The following is a 21,488-nucleotide window of genomic DNA, read 5'->3' on the forward strand; positions in this document are numbered from 1 at the left end:
TGTCTTTAAAACCTTCCTCAAGGATAAAGAGAAAATTGCCAACGCCCTTCAACTACCCTATTCCAACGCCAAACTGGAAGCCACCAATAATCTTATCAAACTTATCAAGCGCAATGCCTTTGGATTTCGGAACTTTGAAAACTTCAAAAAACGGATTTTTATCGCTCTGAATATCAAAAAAGAAAGGACGAAATTTGTCCTTTCTCGAGCTTAGCTTTTCATCAACCCACTACAGTTGACAAAGAGCCGGTAAAAACTAGTTACATTTTTTCCTTGTTTTTCTTCTGATTATAGTTTTTATTTCTTGCTGAGAATTTCAAGCGTTTCAAGCAAGTTATCTGCATGAACTTCGATGGTATCACCAGTCGCTTTAATCTTCACTTCTACGATACCATCAGCTGCTTTCTTCCCAACAGTGATACGGATTGGCAATCCAATCAAGTCACTATCGCTGAATTTAACACCAACACGTTCGTTACGGTCATCTGTCAAGACTTCGTAACCAGCTCCCATCAAGCTTACTTCAAGTTTTTCTGTCAAGGCTTGCGCTTCATCATCCTTGACATTGACAGTGATCAAGTGCACATCAAATGGTGCCAATTCTTTAGGGAAGTTGATTCCCCAAGCGTAACGGTATTCACCTTTTGGCGTTTTGTTAACAAAGAGGCGAGCGTGTTGCTCCATCACTGCTGAAAGGAGACGGCTGACACCGATACCGTAACATCCCATGATAATTGGCACAGCACGGCCATTTTCGTCCAAAACATCTGCTCCCATACTTGCTGAATAGCGAGTGCCGAGTTTGAAGATGTGACCAATTTCGATACCACGCGCAAAGTTAAGGACACCTTGTCCGTCTGGAGAAATTTCACCCTCACGAACTTCACGGATATCCACATATTCTGCAGTAAAATCACGGCCTGGGTTCACACCAGTCAAGTGGTAGCCATCTTCGTTAGCACCGACAACTGCATTGCGAACATCTTGCACTTTACGATCTGCAATAATTTTAATATTCTCTGGCAAAGCAACTGGGCCAAGTGAACCAAATCCTGCTTGAACAACATTTGCCACTTCTTCTTCACTTGCAACGTCAAAGAAATCTGCTCCCAAGTGGTTTTTCAACTTAACTTCATTGAGTTGGTCATTTCCAACTAGAAGGGCTGCAACAAGCTCACCATCTGCCATGTAGAAGAGGGTTTTAATTGTTTGTTCTTCTGGAACATTGAGGAAGGCTGCAACTTCATCGATTGATTTAACATCTGGCGTTGCAACACGAGTTACTTCTTCTTCAGCGACAACACGGTTGCTTGGTTTGTACTCGTTTGTTGCCATTTCCAAGTTAGCCGCATAGCTAGACTCACTTGAGTAAGCAATGGTATCCTCACCAGAAACCATCCATTTAAGCAATTCTGCCTTGATTTCTTCTTGCACTTCTGCAGGAATTTCATCAAATGAGGCAACTGACTTGTCCAAGACAACCCAGCGGTCAAGGTCTGTACGAGCAGGTGTAATGGCCATAAATTCTTGGCTATCCTTACCACCCATGGCTCCACCGTCACCAATGATAGCCTTGAAGTCTAAACCACTACGAGTGAAAATACGCTCATAAGCAGCCTTGTACTCATCGTAAACACTGTCCAAGCTATCATAGTTAGCGTGGAAACTGTAAGCATCCTTCATGATAAACTCACGTGTACGGAGAAGTCCATTACGTGGGCGTTTTTCATCACGATACTTAGGTTGGATTTGGTAAAGGTTAAGTGGCAATTGCTTGTAAGACTTAACAGAATCACGGACAATAGCTGTAAAGGTTTCTTCGTGAGTTGGACCTAGGATAAAGTCTGATTTTTCACGGTTTTTTAGTTTGTAAAGATCCTCACCATAAGTTTCGTAACGACCTGATTCGCGCCACAATTCTGCACTGAGAAGGGCAGGAGCCAACATCTCAACGGCACCAATCTTATCAAATTCTTGGCGCATGATATTTTTGGCTTTTTCAATCACACGGTTGGCAAGTGGTAAGTAAGAATAAACACCTGCTGAAACTTGGCGAACATAACCAGCTCGCAACATAAGAGCATGGCTAATAACTTGAGCATCGCTTGGCATTTCGCGAAGCGTTGGGATAGGCATTTTACTTTGTTTCATAATATTCCTCGGTTATCTAAAAAAGAGTCGCATGATGTCATTCCAGGTCACAGCGATCATCAAGACAACCATGATGACCACTCCGGCCAAGGTGACATAGGTTTCAATTTCTTGTTTCAATGGTTTGCGGCGAATGGCTTCCAGGATATTGAGCACAATCTTACCACCATCCAATGCTGGAATCGGAATAAGATTAAAAATCCCAATATTGATGGAAATCATTGCCAAGAAGTACAAGACATTCTCAATTCCATTTTTAGCAGCATCACTACTTGCCTTAAAGATGGCAACAGGTCCACCTAGCTTGTTCAAATCCGGTTGGAAAATCAGATTTTTCAGAGCTGATAGAATTCGTAGGGCCGAGTCAGCAGCAGTTGTAAAACCACCTACAAACATAGATACAAAATCTGATTTAATCCCCGGTTGAACACCTAGAAGGTAACGACCTTGACTTTCTTCCGGACTAACAGTGACTTGTTTGTCACTACCATTTTCAGAAATAGTCACATCCAAGGTCGGGGCCGTCTTATCTTTGGTTTCTGATTCCACGGCCTGAATCAAACTTTCCCAGTTGCTAACCTCATGTGAGCCAATCTTGGTAATTTGTGCCGTTTCTGGTACTCCCACCTTAGCCAAGGCCCCTTGGGGCATAATATGGAACTGGTTGGTATCGACATCTCTGACACCACCCTGCATGAAGATTAAAATCCAGAAAACAACGACACCTAAGATAAAGTTGTTCATAGGGCCTGCAAAATTAGTAATGAGTTTCCCCCAGATAGTCGCATTTTGATATTGAACATCTAAAGGTGCAATCCGAACCTCAGTACCATCTGCTTCCACAACCGTTGCATCGTGATCCACTGCAAATGTTTTTTCTTCTTCCAGAACCAAGCCCTTGATAAAGAGCTTGTCTTCAAAATCAAACTGGGTCACCTGCATAGGAAGAGCTGTTTGATCCAATTTTTTACCTGAAAGATTGATGCGCTTAACCTTACCATCATCAGCAAGAGTCAAACTGACAGGAGTTCCTGTCTTGATTTCAGTTGTATCATCACCCCAACCGGCCATGCGAACATAGCCACCCAGAGGCAAGATTCGAATGGTATAGGCCGTTCCATCCTTGCCAATGTGAGCAAAGATTTTGGGACCCATACCAATGGCAAATTCACGCACTAGAATCCCTGATTTCTTGGCAAAGTAGAAGTGTCCGAACTCGTGCACCACTACAATAATCCCAAAAACCAGAATAAAGGTTAAAATTCCGAGCATAGTATTTCCTCCGTCTTTTGATTAAAAGAGTCCAAACAAGTGCATAATTGGAAATACAAGCAACATACTATCAAAACGATCCAAAACACCACCATGTCCAGGGATAAATTTCCCAGAATCCTTGACACCAAAATGACGTTTGATCGAACTTTCTAGTAAATCACCAAATTGTCCAGCAATGCTAAAGAAAATAGCAAAGACTGACATCTTGTAAATTCCATACGGAAGAGCAACTGTCCTATCAAACATCATAAAGATGATGGTTACTAAAATAGCACCTAAAATACCACCCAAGGCACCCTCAAAGGTTTTATTTGGAGAAACTGTCGGAGCTAATTTTCGTTTACCATAGTTCATTCCTATAAGATAGGCACCACTGTCTGTCGCCCAGACGATACATAAGGCTAATAGTGCCTTATCTAACCCTGCAATTCTAGCATCTAATAGAGCATTAAAACCAAAGCCCACGTAGAAACTCATAGCAAGCGGGAAAACAGCATCCTCAATCGTATAAGACTTGCTAAAAACAGTCGTTCCTAACATAATTGAAATCAAAACACTATAGGCAACCACATTCCCATCAACTGGCAAAAAAGTCAGGTAATTCTCCAAGGGAATGGTCAAGGCAAAGGTTGCAAAGAGGGTTAAGAGACCCTCTATAGTCATGGTCTCTAGACCTCTCATCTTCAAAAGTTCATGCATGGCTAGCATGGCTATGATTCCAATTGCTATCTGCAGCAAGAGTCCCCCAATCATTAAAATTGGTAGGAAAATAGCCAGGGCAATCCCTGCAAACAAGGTTCTTTTCTGTAAATCCTGTGTCATATTTCCTCCTAAACTCCTCCAAATCGGCGATGACGACGATTGTAGGCAAGAATGGCTTCCTGCAAGGCCGCCTCGTCAAAATCAGGCCACAAGGTATCCGTAAAATAGAGCTCACTGTAGGCTCCCTGCCATGGAAGGAAATTGCTCAAACGCAATTCTCCACTAGTACGGATAATCAAGTCTGGGTCTCGTAAGTCCTTAGGCAAATGCTGGGTGAAGAGATAGTTGCCAATCAATTCCTCTGTGATGTCACCTGGGTTGATTTTGGCATCTAACACATCCTGAGAAATCAACTTAAGAGCCTGTGTAATCTCAGCACGTCCACCATAGTTGAGGGCAAAATTAAGAATTAATCCTGTGTTGTTCTTAGTCAATTCTTCAGCTTTAGTTAGAGCTTCAAAGGTTTGCTTAGGCAGGCGGTCTGTTTCCCCAATCATTTGAATCTTAACATTATTCGCATGCAATTCCGGGACATAATTATCATAAAACTCTACTGGCAAGTTCATGATAAACTTGACTTCCTGATCTGGACGGGTCCAATTTTCCGTAGAAAAAGCATAAACTGTAATAACCTTAACGCCTAGTTTGTTGGCTGCCTTGGTCACAGTTTGCAATGCTTCCATGCCCGCCTTGTGTCCAAAAACTCGCGGTTGCATACGTTTTTTAGCCCAACGGCCATTGCCATCCATGATGATGCCGATATGAGCAGGAACCTGTGTCGGAACCTCTACTTCCACATCCTTATCTTTCTTAAAAAATCCAAACATGATCTTATTCCTATTCAAAAATCTATCGTTTCATTATACCATATTTCCCTATTTTCTTCTATCACTAAGCTATTTATACTCTTCGAAAATCAAATTCAAACCACGTCAGCTTCACCTTGCCGTACTCAAGTACAGCCTGCGGCTAGCTTCCTAGTTTGCTCTTTGATTTTCATTGAGTATTATTCTCAGGCACCAAGCCCATTTTTCAAAAAAATAAGTCGCCTGATTGGGCGACTCTATTTTTTATAGGGAGATTATTATGAAAAAGTTTTAGGAGTTTAAGTTAAGGTCTTCTTAACTTATGAACTTAGTATACACTTCCTAGCTTAAAGTTTCCTTAAGTATTTTTAAAAATCAAATTTTTCCATTTCTCCTGCCAATTTTTCTTGGATAGACGTGTTCGATAAAGTTCCATTCGGTCTTCATTCTCTAAAAAATGAGGAGTTGGACGAACTTGAAAATTCAAAATATCCTCCAAACCATAAGGTGCATAGAGTTCAAAATCGAATTCTTCATTCAAGCGCAGTCCAACTGCCGTACACCGTTCTGGATACTTACTCATAGCATCACGGGAACTGGTATAGGGAGCAGTATGAGGACTGTGCTGGTGCATATAGAGCTGATTTTTCAATTCCCACTGGTACTGAGGAAAGTCCTCTCTCAACTTGTTCTCTATAGCCAGCGTCTCTTCATAACTCACATCTGGGTCAAAGAAAATGACATCAACATCTGTTTCACAGTCAAAAGGTGATTTGTATGACAAAAGATTCCAGATGAAATTTCGTACCGAACCTGCTGCCAACCACGAGTCTTTCAGACCAAGATCTCGTATGATCGTCAGAATAGCCATCATATCCGGATTTTCTCTGAAAGCTTCTAGAATTTCTTGTTTATTTTTCATTATACTCATACCCTAAATGCTCGTAGGCCTTAGCCGTTGCAACCCGTCCAGACCGTGTTCGCATGATAAAGCCTTTCTGGATTAGGTAAGGTTCGTACATATCCTCAACCGTCTCACGCTCTTCAGCGATATTCACAGAAAGAGTTCCTAATCCGACAGGACCACCACCATACATCTCAATCATGGTACGAAGGATTTTTTGGTCCACATAGTCCAAACCTTCATGATCAACATCCAGCATAGTTAATGCCTTATCGGTAATAACATCATCAATGACCCCATTCCCCATAATCTGGGCAAAATCGCGCACGCGCTTGAGGAGACGATTGGCAATACGAGGGGTTCCACGACTACGCAAGGCCAGCTCAGAAGCTGCCTCATGAGTAATTTCCATCTCAAAAATATCTGCCGTCCGCTCAACAATTTCTGTCAAGTCAGCATGGGCATAGTATTCCATATGCCCCGTAATCCCAAAACGTGCCCGTAGAGGATTTGACAGCATACCAGCCCGAGTCGTCGCACCAATCAAGGTAAAAGGTGGTAACTCCAAATGAACACTACGACTACCCTCACCAGCCCCAATCATAATATCGATGTAAAAGTCCTCCATCGCACTATAAAGCACCTCTTCCACCGACATAGGCAAGCGGTGAATTTCATCAATAAAGAGGACATCCCCAGGCTCTAAGTCATTCAAAATCGCTACCAGATCACCAGCTTTTTCGATAACAGGACCCGACGTCTGCTTGAGATTAACTCCCAGTTCATTGGCAATAACAAAGGCCATGGTCGTCTTCCCCAAACCTGGAGGCCCGAAAAGGAGGACATGATCCAGCGCTTCATCCCGCATTTTAGCGGCTTCGATAAAGATTTGAAGCTGGTCCTTAACCTTATCCTGCCCGATATATTCACGTAAATACTGAGGACGGAGCGTGCGTTCTACTAGCTCCTCGTCCCCCATTATCTCATTATCTAAAATTCTACTCATGGCTCTATTATATCAAAAAACCAAGCCACAAACAAAAAAGCCACCCGATTGGGTGACTCCCGAGTTTGGCACTTTATTCTAAGTCACTGCTTCACCGCCTGCGAGAAGAGGTGAGATAGCCCATGATGGATACAATACTTAAAACTATCATCGGACCAATTGTGGTCGGTGTCGTTCTTCGATTAGTCGATAAATGGCTAAACAAGGACAAATAGTGTCAAAAAAGACCTCAAGCTTAATGTGGAAGTTAGCTTGAGGTCTTTTCTAGCCTATGATATAGAACTAGTACTCAATTCCTTTTTATTATCCCACAGTTCACAAAATTTGTCAAAGGTTTATATCCTCATCTACTCAGCTTGTCATTTATAAGCAAAAATAATGTTCATCATGCGTTTATCTGCCAACAAATAAAGGAGACATGCCACCAAGGTAATCAGCCACACGGCATATACAGAAACTGTTAAAACCGTGAATTCCTCCATGATGATTAGTAGTAAATTTGCCAGATAATATCTCCCAACAACCGTTGTTAAAGTAAACAAACCTGCAAATGACAATAAAAAGGCAAGTGGTAGGGCAAGAATAAGTTCCTTCCGATATTTTCCTAAGAAGAGGACAATAATGCCAGCAGACAGTGTATAAGCAAAAGCAATTACTCCATAACCAAATCCCCACGATAAAATTGTAAGACTAGAGAAAGCAAAATCACCATCCATTAGCTCTAGGACAACCATAGCCAAAAAGGTGAATTCACTGACTAGTAGATTTATCAATAAAGTAAGCATAAACTTCGCTTGGAGTAATTGTTTCAAATCGACAGGAATCAGTCTGAGATTTAAAATCGTTTTAGACACTTGTTCTATTCTTATCAAATCCACTAAAATCATGCTCGAAAAAGGGAGGAGAAAATAGTAGTTCAAAAAGAAGAAACCATTTTCTACATACCAACCATTCACACTACCGTACGAATGCCCTTGATAAATCTGATGACCAATCATAAACTCTAACAAAAAGAGCAGGATGGCTACAAAGGGAATCATATACAGTATCTTTCGCCTTCTTAGTTTAGTCAATTCTAGCATCAACATTTATTCATCCACCTTTCTTAACCAAGATTTAATGGACAAGAAAGACAAAACAAGTAAAGATAAACCTAGTACAATAATCGATAAGATAACTGGCTGTTGAAGCACCACTCCTTCTCTGTTTCCTTCCCAAATTAAACTGTTAGCGCTTGTAACTGGACTGATATTTGGACTCGTCCTTGCTAAAAAAAATGACACTAAAACATACATGACGCCGACCAAATTTCCAACTATCTCCTTGCCTCTTACTTTTATCATGAGCAAAGCAACTAAAGGAAATACACCCATGGGAATTAAGACACCACTACTCATACAAAGATAGAAGAATCTTAATAATAAAGACAAACTGACTGTTGAAGAAAAGCGAGATAGTAGTGCAAATAAGGAAACCGAAATATAGGTGAATAACATGATACAAAGAGCGTTGATTTCAATATACAAAATCTTAGCCCAGAATGTCTTCATCAGATTTGCTGAAGCGAGTTTCAAGTTGTTCATGATGCGATAGCGATATTCTACACCAAATGCCTGTATTGTATAGGAAACACAATACAAAGGGAGAATCAAAAAGTTTAAATAAGACAAAGAGAATTTATAGACAAAGGGAAAGGAGTCAAACAAGCCTCTCGCATCATTTACATAATAACAGATGAGAGCTAGGTAGAGGGAAACAACACCATATACGACAAAATTCAGTTTTTGATGCCTTTGTTTGAGAAATTCAATCTTCACTAAATCAAGCAATTCCCTCACCTCCTGTTATCCGCTTAAAGTAATCCTCTAAACTTTCATTGTTTTTATAAGAATATTCTTTTAGAACTATTCCGTTGTCTTTTAAGGAGTTAGATACGACTGCAATGTCAAAAGTAGGTGATTCTCCCTGAAGTTCAAGTTCTATATCCGAAAGAATACTAATCTGTTCTTGCAGATTTATCCTGCAAAGCACTTCCTTAGCTTGAGGAGCATCCGAAACAATTAGGTGGATTTTCCTTTTATCTGCACCATCTATTAATTCCTTCATAGTCTTTTCAGCCATAAGGTGGGCATCATGCAGTATCCCAACTCTATCTACAAGCTTTTCAAGTTCTGAAATAATGTGGCTGGATATTAAAATCGAAATGCCATGATTGGTACTGAGTTCCTTTAGATAACGGCGCATTTCAAGGATACCAATAGGATCTAAACCATTTGTTGGTTCATCTAATATCAGAATTTTCGGCTGGTGCATAATAGCGTTAGCAATTGCTAACCTTTGCTTCATTCCCAAAGAATACTGCTTGAATAGTTTTTTATTTTCCCCATCTAATCCTACTACTTGTAAAGCTTGCTCTACTTGTTTTAGCGAAACTCCTCTCAATCTCGCAAAAATAGAGAGATTTTCAGGTCCCGTTAAATTAGGATAAAAAGAAGCACTGTCCAATACCACACCGATTTGAGATAGCAAATCCTTAGAAAATTCACCTAACAGTTTTTCAGATAGAATATTCACTTCACCACTATCCATCGCTGTCAAACCTAAAATAGCTTTGATAAAGGTAGTCTTTCCAGCGCCATTTCTTCCTAGTAAGCCATAGATTTCTCCCTGTTTTAGCGTAAAGTCTATCTTATCTAAGACAATCTTCCCATCATAGGATTTTGATAAATTAGATGTCTGTATTACTGGATTTCTCATTTTATTCTCCTCCTAACATCTATACACCCACATCAAAAGACATAATAGAGTAGTTCCTGTATAACTAGTTATATGAGAAGGTAATAGGGTATAGCAAACTTACAGTCCCCCCTTTAAGTCCTTCAATCTGTGGCACGATTCATTATATAAATGTTACTTCACAAACATTCAATAAATAAATCCTCCAGTCCAAGATTAACTACACTAATTGTTGAAGCTTGTTGTATAACTCTCAAATCCAAAATATATTGTAATTGATTTACAGTTTTTAAAAGCAACCGCTTACAAAGAATCCTAAAAAAATATATTCTAAAAATGATTTTACGAAACTTTGCTAAAATACTCATATTAACCACATTTTCTTATCTTTACACTTGTAAGTGTACTACTTTGAATCTTCTTTGTCAATAAAAAGTATTCTTTTTTTCAGTTTATTTCCTATTTATTCTTTTGAGACTATTTCTATGCCAGGAAGTTGAAAAATAGAGATTAAAAGTATATAATTAATCATAAATTTATTTAAAGAAGGTTTAAAGATGAGCATATTATCTGACAAACTAAAAGCAAAGAGAAAAGAAAAAGGCTTCTCACAAAAAACACTTTCCGAAGGAATTTGTGAGCAAAGCCAAATCAGCAAAATAGAACGTGGCAACTATATGCCTGCTGCTGATTTACTCTATAAACTTGCAAATCGGCTTCAAGTTCCCTTAGAATATTTTTTCGATGAACAGATTGAAATGACTTCCAATATAACACCGTTTAAGAAATTAGCAGAAAAATTACTTGAAGATCGTAATTACGAGGATTTAGAATACCTCTTAAACTTAGAAAAAGAAAAGTCTCAGTATCTGTCTACTGAGGATGAATTTTATCTTCTATGGATTCAAGCGATTATCCTTTTCTACTTACATGGTTCCAAAGATGAAGCTATTGCCAGTCTAGAAAACACTTTGCCAAAACTTTCGTCTAGTTCATCTGTGTATCTTAAACTCCTCAATACTTTATCTAATTTTTATTTTTCTGTAGGGCGTGATGCAGAATACGAAGAAAATAACTCACTTCTTATCAGTTTGTATCAGGAAAAAGATTTAAACCATCAAGAGTATTTATTTGGTTATATTCGAGTTAAACATAATTTCGCTTATTATTTACACTCTAAAGGGAAAGAGTTAGAAGCTGTCCAAGAGGCCTTAGAAACCATTGACTTTTGTAAACAAAAAGAGACCAGCTATCAGCTGGCACCTCTTTTAACTATCGTTGCGAACGCCGGAAAAGATTTTTTAAAGCACGATGAAATTCTTGACTATTATTTACAGGCTCGTGATATCTGTAAAATATACGGGCACAAGCTCTTGATGGCTAAGATTGACCATTTTTTGAAAGATAAGGATAGGTGACTTCGATCGTAATAAGTTATAATTACCAATTAGCTAGAAACATAAAAGTGGAGAGGAACTAATGTAGTTTTCTCCACTTTTGTTAATATCCCCTCTTCCACTTGTATCCTGCCCAGCATGCTAAAGCCAGTAAAACTAAATTAAAGATGATAAAGAAAGTCGTAAAACCAAATAATCCATTCTGGGATAAATCTTCTACATAAAGGTTGGATTCAGTAAAGAACAGATAAATTCCATAACCCTCCACGAAAATAAGAAAACTGACAAAACCAATCATAAGTCTGAGAAAAAAGTCTTTAAAATCAAAAAACGCATAATATCAGTGTTGAAAACCTGATACTATGCGTTTTATTGTGGAAAGATTTACTTCATTTTCTCCTGAAATTGAGTTTTTGCCCAATTTCTCTTTTATGGTATAATATTGTTCGGCACTTCTACACCGCCTGCGAGAGGAGGTGAATTAGCCCATGATGGATACAATACTTAAAACTATCATCGGACCAATTGTGGTCGGTGTCGTTCTTCGCTTAGTCGATAAATGGCTAAACAAGAACAAATAGTGTCAAAAAGACCCCAAGCTTATTTGGACGTGAGCTTGGGGTCTTTTCTAGCCTATGATATAGACACAATACTTAATTCCCTTTTATTATCCCACAGTTGACAAAATTTGTCAAAACTTTACATTCTCAGCTTCTCAAGCTTTAACCGCTTTACAACAAGACTTTCAAGTTTAAGAGAAAGTTAGGGATTCTATCAATTTCATAGAAATTTTGATTTAGTAAACGAAGAGACAATCTTACATGTCACTCCTCATTTAATACGCCACTACTGGACAAGCAAAATCATTATTACAGCAGTTCCAGTCCTTCAATTAATAGTTACTTACAATCAAATTGAGTTTGAAGTAGCTGAAGCAACAACAGACCTATTTCTTAGTCATATTTTCTAAAAAAGTCTCCGCCAATTCCCCGACCAAAATCCGAAAAATACCGGAAAACATCGGAAAATTATTTTTAGAATAGTCCCCAAAAGCCTGAAATAGAGCCAAAAAACTCCACCTGATTGGGTGGAGTTAAGGGAGATTATTATGAAAAAGAAAAGTTTAGGATTTTATTAAATAAAGTTAGGAGGTCTTTATTTAATAACTATATGATACAAGACGAAGCTTAAAACTAGCTTAACTTTTCTCAAATTCTACCATTTTGCCAAAAATTTCTATCAGCATCTATCCACCCCACAAAAAAAGCCACCTGATTGGGTGACTTCATTAGGAGATTATGATGAAAAAAAGTTTTAGGATTTCATTAAATAAAGTTAGGAGGTCTTTATTTAATGGTTATATAATACTAGACCATCCTTAAACTTTGCTTAAGAAAAACAAGTTTTGTTATTTTTCTCTATTCACCCAAGTCATCCCTATACAATTATAGGTGGATAAGATTTCAAAGCCCATAGAACGATAGAATCTCAAGGTTCTTTCTGTCTGTTCTGTCACCAGCTGGACTTGATAGACATCTTTGTAAGCCTCTAAAGCCTCTTTCATTAGGGCACTACCAATCCCTTGACGCTGATAGATAGGTAAAACGATTAAATCTTGAACCAATACTGATGAGAATCCATCTCCAACCAAACGAATCAAGCCCACCACAGTATCATCATCAAGCGCCACATAAATCGCTAATGAATGAGATAAGGCCTGCTCCAGCATCTCTGGTTGATGGGTATAATTTGTCCAACCGACAGCCTGATAGAGATGCAAAACATCCTCTAACTTGACAATTTCTTGCTTTTTAATAGTGATCATGTCAACACCTATTAAAGCTCTCTTAAGCTCTTGTACTGTCGTCCATTTTTATCAAAATTTTCAGGAGCCAACCATGCTTCCAATCGAGCTTTGACTTTGGGCCAGTCCTTATCAATCATAGACAACCAATCCGTATCACGAGTACGCCCCTTATATACGACTGCCTGGCGGAAGGTCCCTTCATAGACAAATCCCAAACGCTCCGCAGCTCGTCTGGATGGCAGATTAAGAGAATCACATTTCCATTCGTAGCGACGATAGTTAAGCTCCTCAAAAACATAGCGCGCCAAGAGATAGTGAGCTTCTGTCCCTATTCGTGTTCCCCTGAGCTCTGGAGAAAAAGTGACCGCTCCCACTTCTATCACTCGGTTATTTTGGTCAATGCGCATGAGAGAAAAAGTTCCCAAAGCCTTACCAGTTGCCTTGTCTATGATTGCATAGTAAAAACGGTCCTTACGAGCCAACATCTGATTTAAAAGGCTAACCAACTCCTCCATATCTGCTACTGGCTCCTGAAAAAGGTAGGTCCACATCTCCCGAGGAGTATCCAGGCCATAAACAGCTAGCAAATCCTCCGCATGTTTTTCTACCGAGAGAGCCTCTATCCGAGCATAACGCCCTTCTAAGAAATCAATAGAAGGCAATTCACCTGGTGTATAACCTTCCATTGACTCCCCAACCATTTGACCATATTCGTTTACTGGCATCTTTCTTCTCCTTGTTTTACGCTGAAAATACTATATCACAAATTGTTCTCTTTGGAAACTGGCACTGTCTTCAAACTTCATCCTCAACACTATATTAGTGACCCGTTTTCTGTCTTTTATCCTCTAAGGCTTGATTAATTCGTTGGGTGAGTTTGTGATTTTTCCAGATTTGATACAACCATATCAATCCATAAATTAACAAGAAAAAGAACCAAAGCAAGGGACTCCACAAGGCTGAACCCCAGCCCAAAAATAGAGAGGTCAATACTAAAATAGTAGCTGTCACTAATAAATGAACTCCTACACGTATACTAAAAGCAAGAAACTCTAGCTTTTCAAGTATTAAAGTCAATACCCCCATAATTCCACCCATTAAAAACAGAGCTAGAATATTTTTTATCATTGGTTCAGGATAGGTAATACCTGGATAACACTGAGCTAATAACATCATACTCAAATAAAAGAAGGAAGCCGTACGCATTCCCGATACAAAATAATCAATTAATCGTTTCATGATTTTCTCCTATAAACCTAGATAATTCATTAAGGACTTAACGTATTTCCGACTCACACTAGATTTGATGCCCCGAGTCATTTTAGCCATCATGTTCCCTGAAAAACTATCTGATAACGATTCTAAGTGGTCAATGTTTATAATTGAATGGCGTGATATCTGTATAAAGTTCCGTCGGTTAATCCTATTCTGAAAGTTTGTCAATGTTTCCTTAGTTTTATAAATCCCGTCTACCGTATAAATGGTCAACAAGTTCTTATCGATATCTGCTAAAATAAGATCCTCAATTTTCACCATAACCAGATGATCATCCGTTCGAATAGGAATGACCACCTGATTGGTTGTTGAAAATTGTTCTAAATACTCCATGACTTCCCTCGCTTGGTCGGTTAACTGAGCTGCCTGAATTACAATATGTGGGTCCTTTTCTGAAAACTCTGCCTTCATTTCAAAACGAATCTTCATTTTCTCTCCAATATACTTTTATTTTCTCTTGCTAAACACTTTAACAAATAAAATCCAAAGAAAAATAGCGACAAGACTGATAATAACCACTATAAAGTATGTCTCTTCCTTTGTCAATAGTTCTTGCCAGTTGATTTGGATTCCCATTTTTTCTTGAAATTCCTTTAACAATCTGCTATTTCCTGTAAATGCAGTTTCTAACCGCTCTTTCATTAAAATTTGTCGATAGAGAGAAGCAATATAAGTTGCAGGGGTACACTTCATGATAATTTGTGCAAAATCAGGTAATACTCCAATGGGGATATAAGTTCCTACCAAAAATCCAGAAGCAGTCCCCACTATAGTTGCCAGTTTGCCAAGACTATCTACAGATTGAAAACGGTAAATCAAAAGAATATTTACCACACTTGAAAGCAGACTGCTTAACAGCATAATCAAAGTAATTTCCGGTAAATAACTGATAACTGGACTTTCTCTAAAATAAAGGCTCATAACAGCAAACATAAACACCTGCATGACAAAAGAAATGATAATACTGCTGATTAGATAGGACACCTGTAAGCCCCAGCTACCTAAATCTGTCAAGAAAAGATCTTGATCTACTTGATTTTCACGATCCTGTACCATTTGTGTAAGAGCCGTAAAACTGGTTGTAATCCCAGTCACAGCCAAGGTCCCACCCATCAGCCAGTTATTTAAAAGCTTCGTATTATCAGGGAGTTGGGTCCAAGCATCCGTCAAGTTCTTCTGCAAAAAAATGATATAAAGCAGGAAGGAAATCAATGCCCCCAATAATGAGAAAAATACTCCTGAACGATTACGAAAATATAAGATAAAATTCCGTTTCAATAAAGCTAACATTAGCGAACCTCTCTTCCTGTAAGTGCAATAAAGGCATCATCCATAGTGCCCGGACGAAACTCAAAAGAATCAATTTCTTCTCGAACTTTTGCCAAATATTCAATGGCTTCCTGTGACGTCCTTGGATAAAAAAGATATTCCAACTCATTTTCTTCCTCTACTGTCATTCCAGTCTGTAACAACTTTTCTAAATCCTTCATTTCTTTAAAACGAATTTTTAGGATATTAGAAGCATACTGACTTTTAATAGCAGTCGCAGAACCTTGCGCAATCACTTTCCCATGATCAACAATATAGATCCGATCCGCTTCATCCGCTTCATCCAGATAATGAGTCGTTAAGATAATAGTCATACCTTCATCCTTTTGTAGCCGATACAGTAGCTCCCAGATGGATTTGCGAGTCTGAATATCAAGACCTGTCGTTGGTTCATCCAAGAAAAGAATATCTGGTCGCGAAAGAAGAGCACGCGCAATATCAACCCGACGTTTTTGCCCACCTGATAAAGTCCCATATAGTTGTTTCTGGAAAGCAGTCAAGCCCAGTTGATGGATCAAATCATCCACACGACTTGCTGCAATCTCCTTATACTGTTGAGCACGAATCGTGAGATTTTCCCTAACCGTCAACATCTCATCCAGTACACTAGCTTGAAAAACAACTCCGATTTTCGTATTTGGCGCATAGCGAATCTGACCTTGTGTCGGCTTTTTCAAACCGATTAACATGGAAATGGTGGTTGATTTTCCTGCACCATTGGGTCCCAAAATAGCATTGAAACTTCCTTTTTCAAACTCTAACTGAATATCATCGACAGCCATATGAGTACCGTACCGTTTAGTCAAATGTTTAGCTTGTAAAATCATATTTCTTCCCTCCTTTTATCTCACTAGTTTAACAAAAATAATGACAGAAAAATCGACTTTTGAGATAAGTGGTTAAAATAAAAGGTTAAGTGGTGAGATAATTAGGGTTAAGTTAAAGTAGAGAAGGCTACAGCCATTTTTCTCCTACCGAATTGCTAAATGAAGCTTAAAAACACTTACAAAAACACATTATATTTTTAAATATGCGCTATAAAAGAGATGTTTTACCGCATCTGACCGAAAAATTCAAGAATCGGTAGTATTATTCTCGCCAAATCAAACAATAAAAAATTAACTAGAAATCATGACACACAATCCCTTCTATCAAAATGAAACTGCTGAATATGATATGATTGAATTTGAAGCAAGTAAGTATTGTCCTGAATTTGAAACTTCCATTAGCCAAATTTTTAACGACAAGTAAATCCATTAGGAAATAATCTATGAAAAGAATTTTCAATACAAGCAAAAAACAGCTCTTTTTATCCGAGAAGAGCTGTTCTATTTTATGAAAGAGAAAGTCACTAGTAACTCTTGTACTTCTCTCTACGTTTTTACTGTTTGTATTCAAATTTCTCTTGTTTTAGTGTTTGCTTTTGTAGACTGGACTACCAACCAGAACTGTGTTTTTATCTTAGTTGGGACTATTATAGTACGGTTCAGGACTATCTACAAATTCTTCAGATGTGTATCAAAAAAACTTATCGTAGCAAACCAAGAGTCTACACTTTCTTTCATTAATAAGCGCCAATCTTTTCGATAACGATGATTCGGTTGATAAGCAACCGTCAACATATGCCCTGTTTCATGGTATTTTTTAAACAAAATGGATTCCCCTTTATAATGTGAAATGATATCATCTATCGCGGATGATGCATTCCATATTTCATCAACATCGCTTCCTAGTAATAATAAAGGAGAGGAAATTTTACTCACATCAATCTGGGCCCTACTATCTTCAGGAATATGTTTTCCAAAAAACTTGTTTAACAAGTAATTTCCTAACTGAAATTTTTGATACGGAAGTTCTTTTTGCAAATATGTCCAAGAAGATGAATTAGAATTGAGTTTTCCCTTTATTCCCTCAAATATTACATTTGAGGGAGAATTGAGTACTAAACATTGCACATCATCCAAAATACTTTGTCCAGCCAGAACAAGCTCTGCTCCTTTAGAGCGACCATATATTCCTATTTTTGTATTATCAACTTGAGGATGATGATATAGAAAATCTTTCGCCTCTTCCAGACATTCTATCGGAATTCGTTCTAAATTTTGGGGTAATCCCTCTAAACCAAAATAAGCTATCGCAAGACAAATATAGCCTCTTGAAGATAAAAGTTGGGCAATATTTTGAGCTTTTTCAATTCTCCCCTCACTACCGCTAACAATAATCACGGCTGGCGCCCTTCTTAACTTTTCATCATAGAATAATCGACCTTGAAAATGCTTGTCATAGATATCTTGATATCTTACTCCTAGATTCATATAACGCCTTACGAAACTTTGCTCCGCGACCACATCTTTCCCCAGCTTGATTTTAATTTCAACACCAAAACAATCTCGTAATGGAATTCTATCAAGAGAACTCGGTAATCTCCTTTTCCTATTCTTCAACGGTTTCGCATTAAAGAATAATCCCATTTCTGAAACTCCTTTATAAGATCCCGAAATAGATGCTGTCTGAGAGGTATCAATCATACCGTCCTGATCAGATAAAAAAATTGCGGTTGATTTCCATATAACATCATGATCTAAAAGCACGGGAGCATTTATACAGTAATAATCAGACAGGTACATTTCTACACAATACATTGCCCTTGGTTCTAAACCATTAATAGCAATATAAAAAGATTCATCCGCTAGATCTGTTTGTGAAATCAGTTCTATGTTTACAGTCATATCTTCTCCTTTTTGTTAATTTACTTAACAATTGTATTTAAAATTTACCGCGACTTTTACCACGGTAATTCTCCCCACACCTTTTCAATATCATCCATCAATTTCACAACTGTTTGAAGTTCCACCTCGCTATAGTTGTTTAAAACTGAAAAGATTGATTTTTCAATATGTGCTTGTTGCTCCTTATGGATTTTAAAAACTTCGATGCCTTTTTCAGATAATCTCAAATATTTATTTTTCCCATTATTCGGATCAAAATCAAAAACAACTAAATTTTTTTGAATCAATCTCCTAACACTTTGAGTTATTGCACTTCTTGAAACTTCTAATAATTCAGATAATTTTACTAGATTTAAGGGCTGATTTTCCCCAATCACAACAATCAAATGTACCTCATTCAAAGTAATGGATTTGTCAACACCACTTTTATGTTGATTTTTTTTTAACTGGTCAAACGCTAAAATAAATCTATTGAAACGATTATTAAATGCAATAAATTCTTTTTTATCCATAATCTCTCTTTCCTTTGTTAATCATATTAACAAAACAGAAACTTCCTGTCAAATAAAAAATCCCCCAGATTCTACTCTGAAGGACTCCTATCTTATTTCACAACAATATTAACGAGTTTATTCGGTACCGCAATTACTTTCACGATTTCCTTACCGTCAATTTCTGCTTTGACTTTTTCGTCAGCCAGAGCAATTTCTTGCAATTCTTCTCGTGATAGGTCTTTAGCGACCATGAGTTTGGCACGGACTTTACCTTTGATTTGGACGACAATTTCGATTTCGTCTTCAACCAATTTGCTTTCGTCCCAAGTTGGCCAAGCCACATAAGAGATTGACTCACCTGTTGCTGCAACTGTTTGCCAGAGCTCTTCTGCCAAGTGAGGCGCAAATGGTGCAATCAATTGGATAAAGCCTTTGGCGTAGTCTGCATAAAGCTTGTCTTCCTTGTTAGCTGCATTGACAAAGACCATAAGTTGGGCAATGGCTGTGTTGAATTTGAGGGATTCGATTTGTTCTGTGACAGCTTTAACAGTTTCGTTGTAAACTTTGTCAAGAGCGCCATTGTTTTCCGCAGCTATTTCTTTACTTGTAATCAAGCGGTAAACACGGTCAAGGAACTTACGGCTTCCTTCCAGACCTTCTTCTGACCAAGCAATCGAAGCATCAAGTGGTCCCATAAACATTTCATAAACACGAAGGGTATCGGCACCGTATTGTTCCACCACATCGTCAGGGTTAACCACGTTCTTGAGCGATTTAGACATCTTAGCTGGCGCTTGCTCTAACTCTTCACCTGTTTCTACATGGAAGAAGGAACCGTCACGTTTTTCAACCTTGTCAGTCGCCACAAGAGCCCCACGGTGGTCACGGTAGCTGGTTCCCAAAATCATCCCTTGGTTAAAGAGTTTTTGGAATGGTTCCTTAGTTGGAACAACACCGAGGTCATAGAGGAATTTGTGCCAGAAACGAGCATAAAGCAAGTGAAGAACGGCATGCTCTGCACCACCCACGTAGATATCTACTGGCAACCATTGTTTGAGGAGCTCCTCATCGGCCAATTTCTCAGTATTGTGCGGGTCAATATAGCGGAGGTAGTACCAGCTTGAACCTGCCCATTGTGGCATTGTGTTGGTCTCGCGACGACCCTTAACGCCATCTTCACGAGTCACTTCAAGCCAGTCTGTCAAGTTAGCTAGCGGACTTTCTCCAGTACCTGAAGGACGGATGTCCTTGGTTACAGGCAAGACAAGTGGCAATTCATTTTCAGGAACAGCTGTTGAAGTTCCATCTTCCCAATGAATAATAGGAATTGGCTCACCCCAATAACGTTGGCGGCTAAAGAGCCAGTCGCGGAGACGGTAAGTAACCTTCTCTTGTCCACAGCCTTTTTCTTCCAACCAAGCCACAATCTTAGCAATAGCGTCTTCTTTGTTCAATCCATCTAGGAAGTCTGAATTGACATGAGGTCCATCTTCTGTGTAGGCAGCTTCTGCTACGTTTCCACCTTCAAGTACTTCTACGATTGGAAGGTCAAATTGGTTGGCAAATTCCCAGTCACGCTGGTCATGGGCTGGAACAGCCATAACAGCACCTGTTCCATAACTAGCAAGAACATAGTCCGCAATCCAGATTGGAATTTCCTTACCATTGACAGGGTTGACTGCATAAGCACCAGTCCAGACACCAGTTTTTTCTTTGGCAAGGTCTGTACGAGCCAAGTCAGATTTGAGGCTAGCTTGGTGTTTATAGTCTGCTACTGCTTCTGCTTGCTCTGTGCTTGTGATGGTATCTACTAGTTCATGCTCAGGAGCCAAAACGGTGAAAGTCGCACCGAAAAGAGTATCAGGACGAGTGGTAAAGACTGTGAATTCCTTGTCTGTTCCCTTAACTTTAAAAGTTACATTAGCACCAGTTGATTTCCCAATCCAGTTGCGTTGCATGTCCTTGATAGACTCTGGCCAATCTAGCTCATCTAAGTCATTAAGCAAGCGCTCCGCATAGGCCGTGATTTTGAGCATCCATTGGCGCATTGGCTTGCGGACAACTGGATAGCCTCCACGCTCAGAAGTTCCATCAGGAAGAACCTCTTCGTTAGCAATGGCTGTTCCCAATTCCTCAACCCAGTTTACTGGCACTTCCGCTTCATAGGCCAAGCCTTTTTCGTAAAGCTCAGTGAAAATCCATTGTGTCCACTTGTAGTAGTTTGGATCTGTTGTGTTGACTTCACGATCCCAGTCGTAAGAAAATCCAAGCGCATTGATTTGGCGTTTGAAGTTGGCAATGTTCTCAGCTGTAAATTCTGCTGGGTCATTACCTGTATCCATAGCGTATTGCTCTGCAGGCAAACCAAAAGCATCCCAACCCATTGGGTGAAGGACATTGTAGCCTTGCGCACGTTTGTAACGGCTGAGGATATCGGTTGCAGTATAACCTTCTGGGTGTCCTACGTGCAGACCCGCTCCAGACGGATAAGGGAACATATCAAGAGCATAAAACTTCGGTTTTGATGCATCTGTTCCTGTCTTAAATGTATGATGTTCTGCCCAGTAGCCCTGCCACTTAGGCTCAATTTCTTTATGATTGTAAAAACTCATGGTCTCTCTCCAATTTTGTGATGTTACTATTATACCATTTTTGAGGGAATTTGAAAGACGAGAAATGTTCTTTTGGACTTGGATGGCAAGAAAGACCGAATCGCAAATCCAGCTTATGTAGCAGTATAAAAATTAGCCCTCATTTGGAGCTAACTTCTATCAATTATTTGTTTCTTGTATTTTCTTCCCCTAGCGTCTTTAACTC

The 21,488-nt window shown here is 38.9% G+C and carries 22 protein-coding genes and 1 pseudogene; 4 read left to right on the forward strand and 19 right to left on the reverse strand.

The annotated features are described in order from the left end of the window. The coding region (locus tag QM843_RS04650) for a transposase (protein ID WP_414328184.1) at positions 1-214 on the forward strand (214 nt) is incomplete at its 5' end. Positions 215-297: 83 nt separating this feature from the next. Here QM843_RS04650 and QM843_RS04655 read toward each other — a convergent pair. The 6 genes from QM843_RS04655 to ruvB form a co-directional block, all read right to left on the reverse strand. After that, a complete protein-coding gene (locus tag QM843_RS04655) occupies positions 298-2,151 on the reverse strand; it encodes a proline--tRNA ligase (protein WP_049515483.1) in 1,854 nt (617 codons plus the stop codon). Between the two features lie 12 nt (positions 2,152-2,163). Further along, complete coding sequence (gene rseP / locus QM843_RS04660) at positions 2,164-3,423, reverse strand: RIP metalloprotease RseP (protein ID WP_049550573.1); 1,260 nt, start codon at positions 3,421-3,423, stop codon at positions 2,164-2,166. 21 nt (positions 3,424-3,444) lie between these two features. After that, positions 3,445-4,248, reverse strand: coding sequence for a phosphatidate cytidylyltransferase (locus QM843_RS04665; RefSeq protein WP_084925587.1), 804 nt, complete (start codon positions 4,246-4,248; stop codon positions 3,445-3,447). A gap of 8 nt (positions 4,249-4,256) precedes the next feature. Beyond that, positions 4,257-5,015, reverse strand: coding sequence for an isoprenyl transferase (locus QM843_RS04670; protein WP_120719117.1), 759 nt, complete (start codon positions 5,013-5,015; stop codon positions 4,257-4,259). A 337-nt stretch (positions 5,016-5,352) separates the two neighbouring features. Then, positions 5,353-5,925: a nucleotidyltransferase family protein gene (locus QM843_RS04675; protein WP_150922742.1), complete on the reverse strand. Its 573-nt coding sequence runs from the start codon at positions 5,923-5,925 to the stop codon at positions 5,353-5,355. Then, on the reverse strand, positions 5,906-6,904 hold the full coding sequence (gene ruvB, locus QM843_RS04680; RefSeq protein WP_009014280.1) for a Holliday junction branch migration DNA helicase RuvB: 999 nt from the start codon (positions 6,902-6,904) through the stop codon (positions 5,906-5,908). The genes QM843_RS04675 and ruvB overlap by 20 nt, the downstream gene beginning before the upstream one ends. A 122-nt stretch (positions 6,905-7,026) precedes the next feature. On the opposite strand from ruvB, the gene QM843_RS04685 reads away from it, so the two are divergent. Beyond that, complete coding sequence (locus QM843_RS04685) at positions 7,027-7,119, forward strand: type I toxin-antitoxin system Fst family toxin (RefSeq protein WP_000969509.1); 93 nt, start codon at positions 7,027-7,029, stop codon at positions 7,117-7,119. A gap of 144 nt (positions 7,120-7,263) precedes the next feature. Here QM843_RS04685 and QM843_RS04690 read toward each other — a convergent pair whose 3' ends face one another. The 3 genes from QM843_RS04690 to QM843_RS04700 are packed head-to-tail and all read right to left on the reverse strand — an operon-like array spanning position 7,264 to position 9,661. Further along, positions 7,264-7,992, reverse strand: coding sequence for an ABC transporter permease (locus tag QM843_RS04690; RefSeq protein ID WP_414399164.1), 729 nt, complete (start codon positions 7,990-7,992; stop codon positions 7,264-7,266). Continuing rightward, complete coding sequence (locus QM843_RS04695; RefSeq protein ID WP_227325511.1) at positions 7,993-8,742, reverse strand: ABC transporter permease; 750 nt, start codon at positions 8,740-8,742, stop codon at positions 7,993-7,995. After that, positions 8,726-9,661: an ABC transporter ATP-binding protein gene (locus tag QM843_RS04700; protein ID WP_125392883.1), complete on the reverse strand. Its 936-nt coding sequence runs from the start codon at positions 9,659-9,661 to the stop codon at positions 8,726-8,728. The genes QM843_RS04695 and QM843_RS04700 overlap by 17 nt, the downstream gene beginning before the upstream one ends. Before the next feature lie 536 nt (positions 9,662-10,197). On the opposite strand from QM843_RS04700, the gene QM843_RS04705 reads away from it, so the two are divergent. Then, positions 10,198-11,058, forward strand: coding sequence for a helix-turn-helix domain-containing protein (locus tag QM843_RS04705; protein ID WP_094753249.1), 861 nt, complete (start codon positions 10,198-10,200; stop codon positions 11,056-11,058). 82 nt (positions 11,059-11,140) lie between these two features. On the opposite strand, the pseudogene QM843_RS04710 reads toward QM843_RS04705, so the two are convergent. Next, positions 11,141-11,335: pseudogene (locus tag QM843_RS04710) on the reverse strand (DUF5966 family protein); the annotation flags it as partial. A 190-nt stretch (positions 11,336-11,525) separates the two neighbouring features. On the opposite strand from QM843_RS04710, the gene QM843_RS04715 reads away from it, so the two are divergent. Continuing rightward, a complete protein-coding gene (locus tag QM843_RS04715) occupies positions 11,526-11,618 on the forward strand; it encodes a type I toxin-antitoxin system Fst family toxin (RefSeq protein ID WP_094753251.1) in 93 nt (30 codons plus the stop codon). Positions 11,619-12,445: 827 nt separating this feature from the next. Here QM843_RS04715 and QM843_RS04720 read toward each other — a convergent pair. The 9 genes from QM843_RS04720 to leuS form a co-directional block, all read right to left on the reverse strand. Further along, positions 12,446-12,862 carry a GNAT family N-acetyltransferase gene (locus QM843_RS04720; RefSeq protein WP_049499492.1) on the reverse strand — a complete coding sequence of 139 codons (417 nt, stop codon included), beginning with the start codon at positions 12,860-12,862 and terminating at the stop codon, positions 12,446-12,448. 11 nt (positions 12,863-12,873) lie between these two features. Further along, entirely contained in the window at positions 12,874-13,569 is a 696-nt protein-coding gene (locus QM843_RS04725) for a GNAT family N-acetyltransferase (protein ID WP_049499490.1), read from the reverse strand. A gap of 94 nt (positions 13,570-13,663) precedes the next feature. Further along, complete coding sequence (locus tag QM843_RS04730) at positions 13,664-14,083, reverse strand: DUF3021 domain-containing protein (RefSeq protein WP_020902698.1); 420 nt, start codon at positions 14,081-14,083, stop codon at positions 13,664-13,666. 9 nt (positions 14,084-14,092) lie between these two features. After that, on the reverse strand, positions 14,093-14,548 hold the full coding sequence (locus QM843_RS04735; protein ID WP_000701930.1) for a LytTR family DNA-binding domain-containing protein: 456 nt from the start codon (positions 14,546-14,548) through the stop codon (positions 14,093-14,095). Between the two features lie 18 nt (positions 14,549-14,566). Beyond that, positions 14,567-15,409, reverse strand: a complete 843-nt coding sequence (locus QM843_RS04740; RefSeq protein WP_084947813.1) for an ABC transporter permease — start codon at positions 15,407-15,409, stop codon at positions 14,567-14,569. Then, positions 15,409-16,275 (reverse strand): ABC transporter ATP-binding protein, encoded by an 867-nt coding sequence (locus QM843_RS04745; protein WP_125392880.1) that lies wholly within the window; start codon positions 16,273-16,275, stop codon positions 15,409-15,411. Before QM843_RS04745 ends, QM843_RS04740 begins: the two co-directional genes overlap by 1 nt. Positions 16,276-16,944: 669 nt before the next feature. Continuing rightward, positions 16,945-18,177 carry an acyl-CoA thioesterase/BAAT N-terminal domain-containing protein gene (locus QM843_RS04750; protein ID WP_049502633.1) on the reverse strand — a complete coding sequence of 411 codons (1,233 nt, stop codon included), beginning with the start codon at positions 18,175-18,177 and terminating at the stop codon, positions 16,945-16,947. 56 nt (positions 18,178-18,233) lie between these two features. Next, positions 18,234-18,689 carry a MarR family winged helix-turn-helix transcriptional regulator gene (locus tag QM843_RS04755; RefSeq protein ID WP_049502632.1) on the reverse strand — a complete coding sequence of 152 codons (456 nt, stop codon included), beginning with the start codon at positions 18,687-18,689 and terminating at the stop codon, positions 18,234-18,236. Between the two features lie 92 nt (positions 18,690-18,781). Continuing rightward, a complete protein-coding gene (gene leuS / locus QM843_RS04760; RefSeq protein WP_261117167.1) occupies positions 18,782-21,283 on the reverse strand; it encodes a leucine--tRNA ligase in 2,502 nt (833 codons plus the stop codon). Positions 21,284-21,488 lie beyond the last annotated feature (205 nt).

Origin of the sequence: Streptococcus mitis (genome assembly GCF_047463435.1) — a bacterium.
Classification (GTDB): Bacteria; Bacillota; Bacilli; order Lactobacillales; family Streptococcaceae; genus Streptococcus; species Streptococcus mitis_DS.